Raw genomic sequence first — 13,969 nt, 5'->3', positions numbered from 1 at the left:
CAGCCCACGCGGCCGGCGCCGGGACCGCCTCGCTCAGTTCCACACACCAGGCGTCGTCCGGCAAGGCGTAGTGGAACTGGATGGCGTAGTGGCGGCCTGCATGAACGCGCAGCTCTGGCATGTCGGCAGGCTGCCACAGCTGCCACGTCGGAGTCTCGCGAGTATCCGCTCAGCACCTGGTGCCGCCGCCCCGCCGAAACCATTTGCGGGACAGCCCTTAGTGAACCGTCCGCATAACCCCGTCACCTACTCCTGGAGCTGCTGCGCCCGGTACTCCTCAATCGTCTCAGGTGGCCGACCGTACTTCGGCGCGTGCTGCTCGACGAAATCCAGCTCAGCCCACGCTGCCGGCTGCCGGATCCTCGACCGGGCCACCACGACGAACACCGTTGCACTGATGACGATGTTGAGCAGACACCACCCAGCCAGCAACGCCGTCAGCACCACAGGCAGACCGTCCTCGATCGCCATGGTGACCAGAACGACCACGCCTGCGCTGTTGACCAAGAGGCTGGCCACGTACCCCTCGAACGTGCCGGACAGGCGCGCCAGAGTCCGCGGCTCGTCGCGATGCCGCACAGCGCGCTTCATCTCGCCGACGAACACCACGGTGGCCACGGCCGCCGCAGTGCTCAATGCCAGGTCGCGGATCCCGGTGATCCACCATCGCGCCGAGCGACACCAGCCGCGCGGGAACTCGCCGCGAAGCCTCGATCCGAGCCTCATGCTCTTCCCCTTCTCCTCCTACCGCGCAAAAGACGACGCACCCGGTGAGGACGACCATTGCGATCATCCTCACCGGGTGCGTCAGCCCTCCACGCTCGCCCGATCAGTCCTGCGGCTTCTCGCGCCGGCGCCGGCGAAAACCACCGGGCGGCCACTGCTGCGGCTCCGGAGTCTCCACGCTCTGAGGGGCCGGATCGGGAACCCGGCGCGGACGGGGACGAGGGCGCGGAACCGGAGTCTGCCGCGGCGAAGAAGCCGGTGCAGGAGCCGACGTCCGCGGAGCCTGAGCCCGCTGGGCGGGCGCCTGGCGCGGCGTCGGCGTCGACGCCTGGATCGAACCCGGCTGACGCGCTGCCTGCGTCCGAGCCGGAGTCCGCGCACCAGGTGCAGCCGGAGTCTGGCCCGAAACCGGAGCGGCCACGGGACGAGGAGCCGACGTTCCGGCTCCCAGCTGCCTCGGAGCCGGGGTGCCCTGAGCGGAGCGCGTCGGACGCGTGCTCGGCGAGGCCGGCTGCTCGGAAGCAGGGGCAGGCACAAGACCAGGAGTAGCTCCGCCGCTGAAGCGCTGCGGTGCAGCCTGCTGGTTGCTGCCCTGCTGGCTCTGCGCACCCGTGGCACCCGCGCCGAACTGCGCCGGGCCCGTCTGACCGGCGACGGCCTTACGGCCTCCGCTGGTCGGAACGGAACCAGCGCTGTCAGCGCTGCTCTGCCCCTGAGCACCACCGCGAGAGCTCGGCGGCTCCGTGGACGAGGCCAGAACCTCGCCGGGGATGACCTTGTTGCCGTCCGAGGTGTACCCGAGGTTGGACAGGCCGCCCTGGTTGCTCAGGCCCAGCGCCGTCTGCTTGTCCGAGTGCGAGCTGCCCGCTCCGCCACTGCTCAGCTGCAGCGGACCGCCCTGGTCGTCGGGGCCGTCACCCTGGCCGGACGCGCCCAGGGCACCAGCAGGACCGCTGCCGCCGGGCAGAGCCTTGGCGTCGTCACCGCCGCCGCCACCGGATCCACCGCCACCAGGACCACCGTCCAATGCCGGGCTGTTCGGATCGCCCGGGCCACCCTCGCCGCCGCCCTCCAGGGCCAGCGCCTGCTTGCCAGCAGTCAGAGCCGTGGCGTCGCCATTCGTGCCGCCGGCGTTCGTCGACGCCGTCTTGCCCGCGGGCTTGCCCGTGCCCGGAGACGCCGGGCCGCTGGTCTTGCTGTTGAACCCGTTGGCGAGCTTGTTGCCCATGGCCATACCCGCGCCGGCCCCTGCACCTGCGGCCAGAGCAGGCATCAGCCCACCCTTGTCCGGCTTCGGCGCGGTGTTGGTCTCCAGGAACTTGTCCACGAGCTTGGTGACCACCTCGTCCATCGCCTGCAGCACCGTCTTGCGGACCCGCAGCAGAGCGAAGGTGATGCCCATGATCAGCAGCGACGAGATGAGCGTCAGGATCACCACGATGATCCCGCCGAGCGCAGCGCTGCCCCACAGGCCGCCCGGGCTCATGAAGCTCGACACGGGCCCAGCCATGATGTCCGGGACCGAGATCAGGAACTCCGAGACGAACTGGTAGATGAACAGCGTGACGAGGACCTCCAGGATCAGCGCCATGGAGTAGACGATCACCTTGGCGATCGCGGCCATCGCGCCCAATGTCGCGAACGGCACGGCCGCTACGAGGCCGAAAATCCGCTTGACCGAGCCGACCAGCATGCCGATGGCGTACCAGAAGCCGAGCAGGACGATGGAACCCAGGACCGTGGCTGCGTTGGACCAGTACATAAACTTCGCCGGACCCGTGCCCACCTGGCTGACGGCCATGTGGTTCTCGCGGGTGAAGCCGGACGTGGCGTTGTTCGAGCTGTACATGTTCAGCGAGCTGGGGCTGAACCCGGTGTTGAGGTAGTTGTACGCCGCCAGAGGAGACAGGTTGCACGAGGAGGGCGTCTTGCCCACCGTGAAACCGCAGTTGCTCTTCGTCCCGGTCGTCGTGAAGACCGTCGAGTCCTTACCAGGACGAGAGGAGGTCAGGCCCGTGCCGTCGGTCGAGATCACCGGGTGATCCACCGGCTTCGGCCCCTCCTCCTCACCGAACCCCTCCACGTCGCCGTAACTATCCTTGTCGACGAACCAGCTCTTCTTGACATCCGCGCTCTCGTCCAGCTTCGTGATCGAGCTCTTGATCCCCGACTCGAAGTCGGAAGCTGCGATCTCGATGCTGCCGATGTACTTGCCGATGATCCCGAAGGTCGAGAACACCGCCTTGAAGTCATCCGACGCACCGGTGCCGACGGAGACCGTGCCGTCCTTCCAGGCCGACTCGGCGTCGTTGGCCTTCGTGCCGATGCTGATGCCGTTGAACGTCGCTCCGTGAGACTGCTTGTTGATCGCCAGCGCGCTCGTGCGCACCGACATCATCGCGTCAGAGCTCGCCTGGTCGCCGTTCCAGGCGACAGCGGCCTGGTCCGGGATCCCGAGGCGGTCGTTCATCATCCACGCCTCGAAGTCGACGTAAGTGCTCAGCACGACGCGCGTCGGACCGGCATGCTGGCCGAGAACCGAGTTGTCGAACTTGTCGAGCACGCTGGTGTACATCGAACCGATGAGCGGCAGGCCGACGCCGATGAAGACGACGCGCACGATGAGCTTCTTGATCGCCGAACCCCGGTCCATCTTCTTGAACATGACCAGGCCGATGAGCAGGAAGCCGATGAAGATCGGCACCAGCGCCTGCCACGAGATATCGACAAGCAGGCCATACCAGCCACTGATCCAGTGCTGGAGGCCCGAGAGCGCGCCGCCTCCGGTGTCACCTCCCGTCATCCCGTCGGCGAAGGTCGGATTGACTGCCCTGACCGCCTGGTAGAACCACATGAAGGGGTTGATGAGCTTCAGGAACTGGAGGATGACGAAGAACAGCGTGCCGACCGCCAGCGCCAGGCTGTAGAGGACCCAGATTATGGAGCCTCCGATCACGCTCACGATCTGGCCGCCGATGCCCGAGGACATCGTGTCCAGGCCGAGGTCAGCGTTCGCCGCCCCGAAGTGCGCGTAGTCGAGCATGCCCGAGTACTTCGCGTTGCCCTTGTCGTCTTTCGCTGCCAGGGTCTCGTACGTGACGGTCTGCGAGGACCCCGACACCTCGGCGAAGAACCAGCCCACGATGTTGCCCAGGCTGAACTCAGAGTCGGCGTAGCCGAGCATGGAACCACCTGAAGCAGGACTGCTCGTGACCGGCTTCCAGTTCTCGTGCATGCCCTTGTCGTTCGACGGCGAATTCTTCTCGCTGAAGTACGAGCTCGCATTCGAAGCCAGCTGGTAGAGGCTGTAGTTGTCGCGCTCCTTCTGGTCGTCCGCGGACGCCGGCGAAGAGGTCGCCATCATGACGACCGGCACGAACAGCGCGGCCAGGAGCACGAGGGCGAGCCCGCGCGCGAGCCTGCCCTGGCGGGCTCCGCCACCGCCGTGGCCGGCCCAGGCACGCAGCCGCGCCACCGCCGTGATGGTCCCGTTCATCGGCTCTCCTCTACTCCTCGCCTTCGTATCAGTGCTGACCTCGTTCATGCCTTGACCAGCTTCTTCGGCTTGGGCTTCCTCGCTGGCCGCCTTGCGCCGTCCTCGGGCTGCTGCAGGCTCTTCTTGCCGTCGCGGCGCTTGCCCCCGTCGCTCTGGCCCGCGTCAGCCTCACCGTCGCCGCCCTCGCTGTGCTTCCGGATGCTGGTGAGGTTCGCGCCCGGTGCCGGCTTGTCGTGCATGATCGCGTCCATCCGCGCCGCCTCTTCGGCCCTGGCCGCCTCCAGGCGGACCTGCCTGCGCTGGGCCTCGCGGTAGGGGTTGATCCCCAGTGCCAGGTCCAGGTGGAAGACCACGTTGGAGACGCCCCGGCGCAGGTACGTAAGGTTCTCGCCCTTGGTCGTGATGAGCTGGGCGAGATCCGGCGGAATCCGCTGGTGCAGCTGCTTCTGGTATTCCGCCACCGTGCCGTCGCGCATCGGGCCGAAGAGTGTGTAGTCCGCGGCGTCGAACTTGTTGAAGTCGCTGTCGGCCAGCACCGTGTCGACGTCGTTGTAGCTGTAGACCACCCGGCCGCCGCGCTCGTGCATATGGTCGAACTGGTCCTTGATGTACTTCTTCACCCGGTCGTCGATGTGCTCGGTGCCGTGGATGATCACCGTGTCGCCGAGCCCCAGCTTGCCAACGGCGAAGCCGACGATGTTCACCAGCTGCGCCATTGCCACGCCCTTGCCGCGGCGCATGAGCCGCGAGAAGTCGTAGACCACGCGCCGCGAATCCCGGACCCCGTCCACGGCCGAGGCCGTGTGGTTGTTGAACAGGTCGCCGTTGGTGCTCAGCATCGCGTTGGCGATGCCCCTGAGCACGTTGTAGGCGCGCAGCTGGTCCGGGTCGGTCTTGCTGGAGTTCAGCAGCGCCTTGTGCGCGGTTGCCAAGTAGGAGACGAACATCTGAAGACGCGGCACCTGGGTGTGCGGGATGTTCACCACGCGCAGGCGGTGACGCTGCTCCTTGGCGTTGTGCCGCCACATGCCCTGCTCGATGTAGAAGTCGGTCGCGGTGTCTTCGAGGGCGCTGCGGATGATCGAGCCGATCGCTCCGTCGCTGGTCTCGTAGAGCTGCTCGAACATCAGCTTGAGCTTCTCCATCTGGGCGGAGAAGACCGTCAGCTCGTCCTCCTCCTCGCCGAACATCTCGAACATGTTCACGTCGCCCTGATTCAGATCCACGCGCGAGGTGAGCCGCTCGAACTTCGGGCCGAGCTTGTCGAGGTTCGCTCCGTCGAGGATGAGGTGGACGACCTGGCCGTTGTTCAGCAGCGCCGCCTGAGAGATCTTCGAGCACCACATGTTGGCCACCCGCTGGCGGTCGAGGCACTCGCTGAGCGTGGCGTCGGCGACGATCGCGTGGTGGTCGTAGGCGTTGACGTCCATGAGCACGGCGCTGTTGTTGACGTCGCCGACCATGTAGCCGACGTACTCGCCGCCTCGGTCGTTGAGGCCATTGGTCACCAGCGAGTACGAGCCGGCCAGCTCGGTCGAAGTGAAGTGGAAGCCCTTGCCCTTCTTCTTCTCGTTGTTCTTCCACAGGCCCGAGAGCTCCTGGCGCTGCTCGCCGGCGTAGGGCGCAGCCTTCAGCGTGCCGAATCGGTCGATGTACAGACGCATGACCCGGTCGATCGTGTCGTCCAGGGTCGCCAGATCGGGGGCCTTGAGGAAGAGCCGGTTGTGCACCGAGAGGTAGCTCGCACCGTCCTGGATCTCGCCGATCGTGATCCCGAGGTCACCGGAGATCTTCGCGGCCTTGCGCTTGGAGGAGGTCGTGCCCGTCTCCTCCTGCTCGTTCGCATCCAGCCGGTCCAGCTTCTCCGACTGCTTGGTGTACGAGTCGATCCACTTCTCATCCATCCGCTTGACCTGCTCAAGCACGACGGCGGTGACCCGTTCGTCCAGGCCGTCCGGGATCCGGTCGATACCCCAGAAGGCGGCGAAGTTGTCGTGCGCGGCGTCGTCGTGGAAGTACGCCAGGATGCAGGCGACCGAGCCGTCGACCTCGAAGTAGTCGGAACGGAAGAGGTACTTCTCCTTCGGCTTCAGCGCGAGCAGGTGAGGGTAGGCGTCGAACGTGCCCTGGAGGTGCTTCACCTCCCGGCGGCGCTGCCACCAGTTCTTCTTCGGCTCGGCGGCCTCATCGGCTGCGCCGTCCACCGGCGCAGCATCCTGCACGCCCTCAGCCTGAGCAGCACCGTCCGCGCGCGGATCATCGACCACAAGCTCCGCGGTCTCATTCGTCTCGTCAGGCTTCTTTCCCGGAATGCCGAGCTGTGCCCGGACTTTCGTCATCAGCGCCATGGTGTCCTTCGTTCGTTCCTCGTCGTGGTGGCCGGCCTGGCGCTGGTCAGTTCAGCGACGCCTCGAGATTGAGCAGTTCGTCGTCGATGCCCTGGTAGAAGACCCGGAGCATCGGCAGGGCCTCCTCGCGGTCGAGCATCGTGGCTTCCTTGATCATCAGAGTCGAGCCGCCGACCTCGGCCTGGAGGACCTGGTGCCCCTTGCGCAGTGCGTCGGCGTTCTTGCCCTTGAGCAGCAGGTACTGGTGGATCGAGGTGAACTTCCCGCCCACGTGCTGCGCGAGAATGTCGTATTGCTCGTTCTGCAGCTCAATCAGATCGGGATCGCGGGCCTGCAGGGCCTGGTTGCGCCGCTCCAGGTTCGCCACCTGGTGGTAGACCCGCTGCGGCTCCTTCGTCGTGATGAAGCTGTGCTCGCAGGCCGTCTCGACCTTGCGCCAGAAGGAGTCGACCCGGTCGAGGATCCCGCCCCGGTCCTCGTCGAAGAGCAGATAGCTCGCCGAGCCGACGACCAGGTAGACCCGGCCTTCACCGCCGTCGGAGAAGCGGATCAGCCCGTCCTCGTCGATCCCGTCGATGCCGACGATCGAGTAGAAGTCCGTGGGGTTCGAGCTGCGGCGAGTAAAGACGTGACGGGCCTTCGGCGGCAGGTAAGCCAGGAAGGCCGGCACGCGCATGATGCGCAGCTCTTTCGTCTTCATCAGCCCGCCGAAGTAGGCGATCGCCGCCAGCCCCCAGAGGACGAAGAACGTGATGGCCACCGGTCCCGAGCTAGCCACGAACGTCGACGTGCTGAACCACAGCAGGGCGAGGATGCCCCCGCCGAAGAAGAGCAGCTGCTTGATCGGGGAGGGCTTGGCCGCCCAACCTCCCTTGCTCAGCGTGATCTCGTGGTCGAGGAAGCTCCTGTTCAGCGAACTCGGCACCTTATAGGACAGTTTCGCCATGAATCTCTCATCTCCCCCTGCGATCGCAATGGCCATTGCTCGGTCTATTGAAAAGCCCTCATGTATGAGGTGTGCAGATGACATCCTATCTTAGATAGGTCATTCGAATCGAGAATGAAAGGGGCTTGAATGGCGGCGCCCGATGGCTCGGACTCGCCAGTCCGAGCCATCGGGCGCCGTCTGAGCGGCTGACAGATCAGTCGCGCCGCGGGAGCAGAGGTGCTCAGCCCATCGCTACCGCCTCGAAGCGCGGGACGTCGTCGTCCAGGTCGAGCACGGCCAGCGCATCGGCTGAGCCGTCCCGGTCGAGGATCTCCTGATGGACCGGCATCCCATCGAGCACTGCCTGCTCCGAGTGCCGGAAGTGGTAGTGACCGGCGACGCACAGCGTCTCCTTGGCCGGATCGAGCGCCGAAAGCACCCGCGCGGTGTGCACCCGCTGTGCCTCGCGCGCGTACGCCGGATCGTCGGGGTGCCAGCCACGACCGTCGCCGAGCCGCTGGACCAACCCCGAGACCGCCAGCGCCTCGTGAGCGAGCACCACATCAGGGCTTGCCCGTGCGTGACTGGAAGAGGCCTGCCGGCCCCGCGGTCGTCTTCGACGACACGGCTTGGGGCAACTTCGTCTCCGCGGTGAAGAAGGGCAACCTCGCCTAGTAAGATCTTCTCGGCTTCTACGGCACGGGCCCGCCGCTCGATGTCATAGAAGAGCCCCCTGTCTTCCGACAGGGGGCTTTGTCTTGCCTAGCTCTGCTGCCGGTGCTCCTTCAGAGCCTCACGGCCAAGCTTCGCGATCTTCATGCGTCCAGGCCCGGCATTCTCAACGTACCCAGCCGCCATGAGGTACCGGAGGAGGGAGGCGGATCGCTTGTGGACCTTCACCAACTCCGCATCATCCACCCCTTCCAGGTACTCCAGGGTGGTGTACGTGTCATGGTCAAGCGTCATCTTGCTCTACTCCCTTGCTAACAGGGCTCATGCGCCGCTTCATGCTACGGAGCAGCCGGAGGTACCCAAAGGCGTACCAGCCGACGAACACTGCGGTGGGAACCAAGATTGCCAGCATGATGCTCAGCTCTAGTGTGGTGATCACTACTCGTTCCCCGCCCTTCCCTTGGCCCGGAAAGAGACTCTCACGTCCGGGATGACACCGCGGTCCTCGTGTCCGTTCTGCCACGCGTACTGAAGGATGTTGGCAGCGATCATCGGAGCCCACCGGGTGGCGTTGGACTGGTCTCCCTTGGCTTCCATGATGATCTTCAGGTCTTGATCCACCCTGTCCTGGACATCTTCCCAGGTCACACCCTCTCGGCCATGGTGCATTTCGCACTTCTTCTCCCAGCAGGACCAGCTGCTCGTTCAAAGCCCCAGAGCCCGGATCTCGCTACGCGTGACGCGTCAAATCATCCCGAAGTCACCCAGCTGCACCAACGAGGTGCAGCCTCTCGACGTCGGCGTCACCACTGCGTCGTGCAGGAACCGGGCGTCGCCATGGACATCGCCGATCAGGCCCACCTGATCTCCCATCTGCACGATGTCGTTCATCGTCCTCATCACATCCTTCTGTTGTCGCTGTCGTGAAAAGGCTGCAGCGGGCCCCGAGGTCCGGGACCCGCTGCTGCTCGTCAGTGCTCGTTCGGGCGTCAGCTGAACGACGGCACGATCTTCTTCTTACCGCCCTCTTCCTTCCAGGAGACGGCGGCATCGAACGTCTTACCCTTGGCCGAGACGAAGCCCTTGCCCTGGATGGTCTTGCCGGCCGCCAGGTCACGCCTTTGCGCATCGGTAAAAGTCACCTGGCACCAGGACCGCGGCGGCTCGTCGCCAGAGCCAAAATCGGGGACGATTTTCTTCGCCTTCGCGTCCCAGCTGACCTTGCAGCCGAAGGTCTTGCTGGTCCGCGCGCTGACGAAGTCGTCGATCTCCAGCGACTGGCCCGTCAAGAGCGCCGTGACCTCCGCCGGCGTGAACGTCCGGCCGGACCACTTCGTCGGCTTGTCCGGCACCTCCAGCTGGAACCCGACGAACTTGCGGCCCTTGTAGTCGCCGACGCCGAGCGCTCCGGTGGCCGTGTAGGGCTTGCCCGCATTGTTTGTGGCCTCGAACGAGATCGTCTCGCCCGCCAGCAGCTTCGCCACCTCGTCGTCGCTGAGCTCGTGGCCCGACCAGATCTTCTTGAAGGCGATCTTCTTCGGGCCGCCCGGAGCGGCCTGCCACACGCCCTCGGCGCGGGCGGCGACGACCTCCTTCTTCAGGCCCAGCTCGGCGCGCATGGACGCGGCGTTCTTTGTCATCGTGGCGATGTCCTCGCGCACCCAGTCGGCGACGACGGCCAGGCGCTCCTCGGCCGTCGCCGTCCCGGCGGCGATGTCGCGCATGTCGGCGTAGACCTTCTCAGTGAGCCCGAGGTCGCCGATGCGCGTGCCCGGCAGGAGCCGCCAGCTCATCTCGCCGGCCTGCGCCAGCCTGAGTTTCCGGCCTTTCTCCGTCAGCAGCGGGTACTTCGCCTTGTCGTTGGTGACCTCCGAGTACGTCGAGGTGCGGGTCGCGCCCGTGCCCACGTCGCGCTTCTCCAGCTGCTTCATCAGCCACTTCATCGTCGGATGCTCGGGGCGCTTGTTCGAGCCCTCGAAGATGAACGGCTCCGCGGTCTGGCCCAGGCCCTTGCCGGACTCGTTCTCGTCGCCTTCGGCACTGTGGTCGCCGGCGTCCGGATCGAACACGGCCCGCCAGCCGGGGCTCTTGGGCACGTTGGCGATGCCGACGAAGTCCGGGTACTTCTCCACGTGGCCCTTCTGCTGCTCGTAGAGGTAGTCCTCGGCGAGCATGGCCAGGTAGTTCTTCGCGAGCATCTCGTAGATGAGCCGTCCGGCCTTGCCGTACTTGTGCTCGACCTCGTCCAGCGAAGAAGGCACCTTCGGTCCCGGACGGTTCGCACCGTGCGCGCCCTGGGGCTTCACGTGTGTGGACCGGGGCTGGCGGTGCGTCAGAAGGCCAGCGTCGACGCCGACCACGGCGGCGATCTTGTCGACCAGCGGGGCGAGGTCCTTGAACTGCTCCGGCGTGATCGTCTTGTCCTCGGTGCGCGGGTACGAGACGACCTGGTCCTCGTACATCTTCTGGTAGGTCGAGAGCGTCAGGTTCGCCTTCACACCCTTGCCGACGAGCACCGAGGACAGGGACGCCAGGTCGAGCAGCTTCGGCGGCGCGGTCTTCTTGCCCGCCTTGCTGTCCAGGACGACAGGGGAGGGGCCGTACTGCTGCGGCACCTGGCCCTTCTGGTCGAACCGCGGCTCGTCGGGGTTCGTGTACATGACGTCGTTCTCGTCGCGGAAGCGGTTCTGGAAGAACGGCTTCTTGACGTACGCGTCGTAGGCCTTCTGCTGGTCGCCGACGAGAGAGACCATCGCCGACTTCAGCCGGCCCTGGCGCAGCACGAGGTCCTGGCCGGACTGGCGGCCCATCGCCGTGGCGATACGGGTGAACTGCATCGAGAGGAAGTCCCACTGCGAGCGGTACATCGCCTTGCGGTAATCGCCCTCGTCCTGCATGGACTTCACCGGCCGGCGCTGCTCGAAGGCCTTCTGGATCGACGCCTTCGACTCGTCGGTGAACTCCATGCGGCTGAACCGCTTGCCGTGGAAGCCGAGTTCGTCGATCGCCTCCCAGAAGAGCAGGTCGCCCTCGCCGGACGGATCCAGGTCCGTGGCGATGACGATCTCGGCACCGCGGCCGCACGCCGCACGCAGAGCCTTGATGACGTCCGCGACGTTCTTCTGCGGCTCGCGCTTCCACGAAAGATCCTGCAGGTTCCACGGCAGATTGCCCAGGTCCCACCTCTGATAGGCATCCGCGAGCGAGGAGTCCACCATCGCGTGCGGCTGGGCGAACTCATAGAGATGACCCCTCAGGCTCGCCACCTCGTAGGCCGTGCCCTTGTAGCTGCCCTTCGTCCCACCGAGGGCGCTGGCCATGTTCCTCGCCGCGCTCGGCTTCTCCGCGACCACGATCGCGACCATGTCGACTCCTTATCCTCATTGACTCAGAAGCGAGTGCGAGTCTACTCGAAAAGGGCGGTTGAATGGGAGTCAAAAGGGGTCCGAAAAGGCTATGAATGGCGCGAGGATCATGCAGAGAAGGCCGGCGCCAGCACGCTGTTCGGGCAATCACCGCTCGTCGAAAAAGCGAAGACCCCGAGAAGCTGTGCTTCTCGGGGTCGTCGTCTGTCGAGCGCTATTACCGAGTCGGCATCGCCACGCCGATTCTCCCACTCGCCCATGCGCGTGTGGCCGACATGGATCGCGCCACAGCTCTCTTCGCACCAGTACCAGCTCGTCGACGCGTCTTCCCCGAGCTTCGCGGGGATCTCCTGCTCACTCCGGTAGCGGCGCTTGAAGGCCCACCTCCCTTCGCGCTGCGTCCGGCATCCGCGCGGCGCGTCCTCGGGCCGCGAGGCGCGCGCGGCCATACCCGCACACCGTGGAGTGCAGTACAGGCCGAGGTACACCGGGTCCTGGGCGCGGAGGCCCAGGCCCTTTCCGCACGTCTTGCAGCGCTGCCGGGCGGGGAAGAACTTCTCCTTGCTTGTCGTGGTTAGCGAATCGGCCGTCCTTCCCGCTCGCGCTCGAGCCTCAGCTGCTTCCTGGTCGCCTCACGGGCCTTGTCCCGGAAGTAGATCGCCTCCTTGTGCGTGATGGGCGCGTCATGAAGGTTGTGCGAGCCCCGCAGGAAGTTCTCCGTGCGGTCGGCGATGGAGTACGCCAGCGCCTGCTCGACTACCGCGCTGGTCTGGCGCACCTCGCCCAGCTCGTCGCGCAGCTTGCGCAGCAACCCGTCCCGCTCGCGTTCAGCGGCCTCGATGTTCGCCAGGCGTGCCACCACGCTGCCCAGCAGCGGGTCGCGGGAGCGGAACAGCTCGACGGCGCGCTCGGTGGCAGGATCGGCATCAAGGTGCAGGTCGAGTTGCGCCAGCAGGAACGCCGTCACCAGCGTGCCCTGGCTCAGCCGCTGGCTGAACTCGCGCGCGGCGCTGTCGCTCACGCCCAGCTCACGGACCGCGGCTGCTCGCAGCTGCTCCCGCAGCGCGTTCATGATGCTCTCGGGCAGCGCCTTGATGTGCGGCTGGCTCTGCACGCCGGCGAGCCGAAAGCCCGACTGGGGGAGCGTGGCGGTCTCGGCTGTGCTGCCCGAGCCCCCCTTCGAGGCCGCGCTCTGTACGGCGTCCTGTTGGTCGGTGAGCTGGAGCGAGCCGGGCGTTACATGCTCGGGTTCATCCGGTGTGGCGACGACGTCGTGAGAAGTGACTTCCGCTGCGGCAGCGTCCTTGACGTCTGGCTGTGCCCCGGGAGCCGGAACAGCATCAGTCGCAGGGCTCGCCGGCGCACCGCCGGGGAGCACCCCGGCAGTTCCTCCCTGTCCACCGCCGTCACCACCGCCACGCTGGTTGGATCCGCCGGCCCGCTCGGAGTCGCCGGCGTCGGGCTCGTAGTCCGGCTCCAGGTCCAGGCGATCTGCTTCGGCGTCCACGTCGGGATCGGCCTGCGGACCTTCAACCTCGGGTTGAGGATCGACGTCGCCGGCCTCATCAAGCTGTGCCTCCGGCTCGGGCGTTGCCACCTCAGGCTCAGGCTGTGCCGCCTGGGCCTGGACGCGCTTGAGCTCCTCGCTCCCGCCGCGCCGGTAGGCGTCGAGGAAGGACGTGTCCACCTCCATCACCTCGGCGGTGGGTGTGGCCGCTTCCAGCATTTCTGCGAAGTCCCGGCTCATCCGAGCTCACCGTCCTCGTCATCCAGGAGGTAGTTGTCGCCGCGGGTGAGCCCGATGAGGGAGTCGAAGCCTGTGGTGACGACGCGTTCGAGGTTCGCCGAGTTCTTCGCCAGCGCCGCGACCTGGTCGACAAGCTCGTTGAGCCGCGCGATCTCCAGGGTCGGCAGGTCGTAGTCGAGGTTCTCGCGCCGGATCTTCTCGACCACCGCCTCGGCCACGTACTCGTTCACCGAGGAGAACCCGCGCTTGTCAGCCCAGTACTCCGCGCGCTGCTTGTCGTCCGGATCCAGCCGGACGAACATGCCCTGGCGCCCACTACTGCTGTTCTGCGTCGCGCCCGGCGGCTTCTTCTTCGTGCCGCGCACGGGCTGCGTCGTCTTCTGCAACTCCTGTGTGACGGTCATGCGCGGCTTCTCCTTGCCTTATTTTACTGATCTATGAGGCCATCTTATCAACACTACTCGATAAGCCATCTGCACTCTTTGTGCTTCCGCTCGAATACCAGTAGAGTCGCAGCCGCGCCCAGTCAGTCCCCCCTGGCGGCGCATCGCCGCAGCAGGTGGCCCTGCTCGATTCCTTTCCTCTCGGGCGGGGCCGCCTGCTGCGGACCACGCCCACCTTCGCGTGACGGCGAGAAGAGAAAAGGCCCGGTGCGACACATCGCACCGGGCCCTTCGTCTGCCTGAT

The 13,969-nt window shown here is 66.0% G+C and carries 12 protein-coding genes; 1 reads left to right on the top strand and 11 read right to left on the bottom strand.

The window, feature by feature from the left end; all coding sequences use genetic code 11:
- Window positions 1-246: 246 nt before the first annotated feature.
- The 5 genes from FE633_RS17665 to FE633_RS17645 all read right to left on the bottom strand — a co-directional run bounded on the left by FE633_RS17665 (window position 247) and on the right by FE633_RS17645 (window position 8,057).
- The gene (locus FE633_RS17665; RefSeq protein ID WP_138046127.1) at window positions 247-726 is read right to left on the bottom strand and encodes a hypothetical protein; all 480 of its coding nucleotides are present in this window, start codon (window positions 724-726) and stop codon (window positions 247-249) included.
- Window positions 727-829: 103 nt separating this feature from the next.
- Window positions 830-4,222, bottom strand: coding sequence for a hypothetical protein (locus FE633_RS17660; RefSeq protein WP_246113678.1), 3,393 nt, complete (start codon window positions 4,220-4,222; stop codon window positions 830-832).
- Window positions 4,223-4,266: 44 nt separating this feature from the next.
- Window positions 4,267-6,561: a hypothetical protein gene (locus FE633_RS17655; RefSeq protein WP_246113677.1), complete on the bottom strand. Its 2,295-nt coding sequence runs from the start codon at window positions 6,559-6,561 to the stop codon at window positions 4,267-4,269.
- Window positions 6,562-6,616: 55 nt separating this feature from the next.
- Entirely contained in the window at window positions 6,617-7,516 is a 900-nt protein-coding gene (locus FE633_RS17650) for a hypothetical protein (RefSeq protein WP_138046124.1), read from the bottom strand.
- A 223-nt stretch (window positions 7,517-7,739) separates the two neighbouring features.
- Complete coding sequence (locus FE633_RS17645) at window positions 7,740-8,057, bottom strand: hypothetical protein (protein WP_171059983.1); 318 nt, start codon at window positions 8,055-8,057, stop codon at window positions 7,740-7,742.
- 17 nt (window positions 8,058-8,074) lie between these two features.
- On the opposite strand from FE633_RS17645, the gene FE633_RS48430 reads away from it, so the two are divergent.
- On the top strand, window positions 8,075-8,173 hold the full coding sequence (locus FE633_RS48430; RefSeq protein ID WP_246113676.1) for a DUF397 domain-containing protein: 99 nt from the start codon (window positions 8,075-8,077) through the stop codon (window positions 8,171-8,173).
- 87 nt (window positions 8,174-8,260) lie between these two features.
- On the opposite strand, the gene FE633_RS17635 is transcribed toward FE633_RS48430, so the two are convergent.
- From FE633_RS17635 to FE633_RS17610, 6 genes are all read right to left on the bottom strand, one after another.
- Entirely contained in the window at window positions 8,261-8,464 is a 204-nt protein-coding gene (locus tag FE633_RS17635; protein ID WP_138046121.1) for a hypothetical protein, read from the bottom strand.
- Between the two features lie 450 nt (window positions 8,465-8,914).
- Window positions 8,915-9,061 carry a hypothetical protein gene (locus FE633_RS47300; RefSeq protein WP_171060000.1) on the bottom strand — a complete coding sequence of 49 codons (147 nt, stop codon included), beginning with the start codon at window positions 9,059-9,061 and terminating at the stop codon, window positions 8,915-8,917.
- Between the two features lie 98 nt (window positions 9,062-9,159).
- Window positions 9,160-11,535 carry a DNA topoisomerase gene (locus FE633_RS17625; RefSeq protein ID WP_138046119.1) on the bottom strand — a complete coding sequence of 792 codons (2,376 nt, stop codon included), beginning with the start codon at window positions 11,533-11,535 and terminating at the stop codon, window positions 9,160-9,162.
- 107 nt (window positions 11,536-11,642) lie between these two features.
- Window positions 11,643-11,984 (bottom strand): hypothetical protein, encoded by a 342-nt coding sequence (locus FE633_RS17620; protein ID WP_138046118.1) that lies wholly within the window; start codon window positions 11,982-11,984, stop codon window positions 11,643-11,645.
- 125 nt (window positions 11,985-12,109) lie between these two features.
- On the bottom strand, window positions 12,110-13,282 hold the full coding sequence (locus tag FE633_RS17615; RefSeq protein ID WP_138046117.1) for a hypothetical protein: 1,173 nt from the start codon (window positions 13,280-13,282) through the stop codon (window positions 12,110-12,112).
- Complete coding sequence (locus FE633_RS17610) at window positions 13,279-13,686, bottom strand: hypothetical protein (protein ID WP_138046116.1); 408 nt, start codon at window positions 13,684-13,686, stop codon at window positions 13,279-13,281. The genes FE633_RS17615 and FE633_RS17610 overlap by 4 nt, the downstream gene beginning before the upstream one ends.
- Between the last annotated feature and the right edge of the window lie 283 nt (window positions 13,687-13,969).

It is taken from the genome of Streptomyces montanus, assembly GCF_005786655.1.
Lineage (GTDB): Bacteria > Actinomycetota > Actinomycetes > Streptomycetales > Streptomycetaceae > Streptomyces > Streptomyces sporangiiformans.
Note: the sequence above shows the minus strand (reverse complement) of the source record. Positions and strands in the feature narration are given on the sequence as shown.

What these genes read in the sequence shown, in the direction of transcription:
- FE633_RS17665 (WP_138046127.1), bottom strand. Translation starts at nt 726, where the DNA reads ATGAGGCTCGGATCGAGGCTTCGCGGCGAGTTCCCGCGCGGCTGGTGT.
- FE633_RS17660 (WP_246113678.1), bottom strand. Translation starts at nt 4,222, where the DNA reads ATGAACGGGACCATCACGGCGGTGGCGCGGCTGCGTGCCTGGGCCGGC.
- FE633_RS17655 (WP_246113677.1), bottom strand. Translation starts at nt 6,561, where the DNA reads ATGACGAAAGTCCGGGCACAGCTCGGCATTCCGGGAAAGAAGCCTGAC.
- FE633_RS17650 (WP_138046124.1), bottom strand. Translation starts at nt 7,516, where the DNA reads ATGGCGAAACTGTCCTATAAGGTGCCGAGTTCGCTGAACAGGAGCTTC.
- FE633_RS17635 (WP_138046121.1), bottom strand. Translation starts at nt 8,464, where the DNA reads ATGACGCTTGACCATGACACGTACACCACCCTGGAGTACCTGGAAGGG.
- FE633_RS47300 (WP_171060000.1), bottom strand. Translation starts at nt 9,061, where the DNA reads ATGAACGACATCGTGCAGATGGGAGATCAGGTGGGCCTGATCGGCGAT.
- FE633_RS17625 (WP_138046119.1), bottom strand. Translation starts at nt 11,535, where the DNA reads ATGGTCGCGATCGTGGTCGCGGAGAAGCCGAGCGCGGCGAGGAACATG.
- FE633_RS17620 (WP_138046118.1), bottom strand. Translation starts at nt 11,984, where the DNA reads ATGGCCGCGCGCGCCTCGCGGCCCGAGGACGCGCCGCGCGGATGCCGG.
- FE633_RS17615 (WP_138046117.1), bottom strand. Translation starts at nt 13,282, where the DNA reads ATGAGCCGGGACTTCGCAGAAATGCTGGAAGCGGCCACACCCACCGCC.
- FE633_RS17610 (WP_138046116.1), bottom strand. Translation starts at nt 13,686, where the DNA reads ATGACCGTCACACAGGAGTTGCAGAAGACGACGCAGCCCGTGCGCGGC.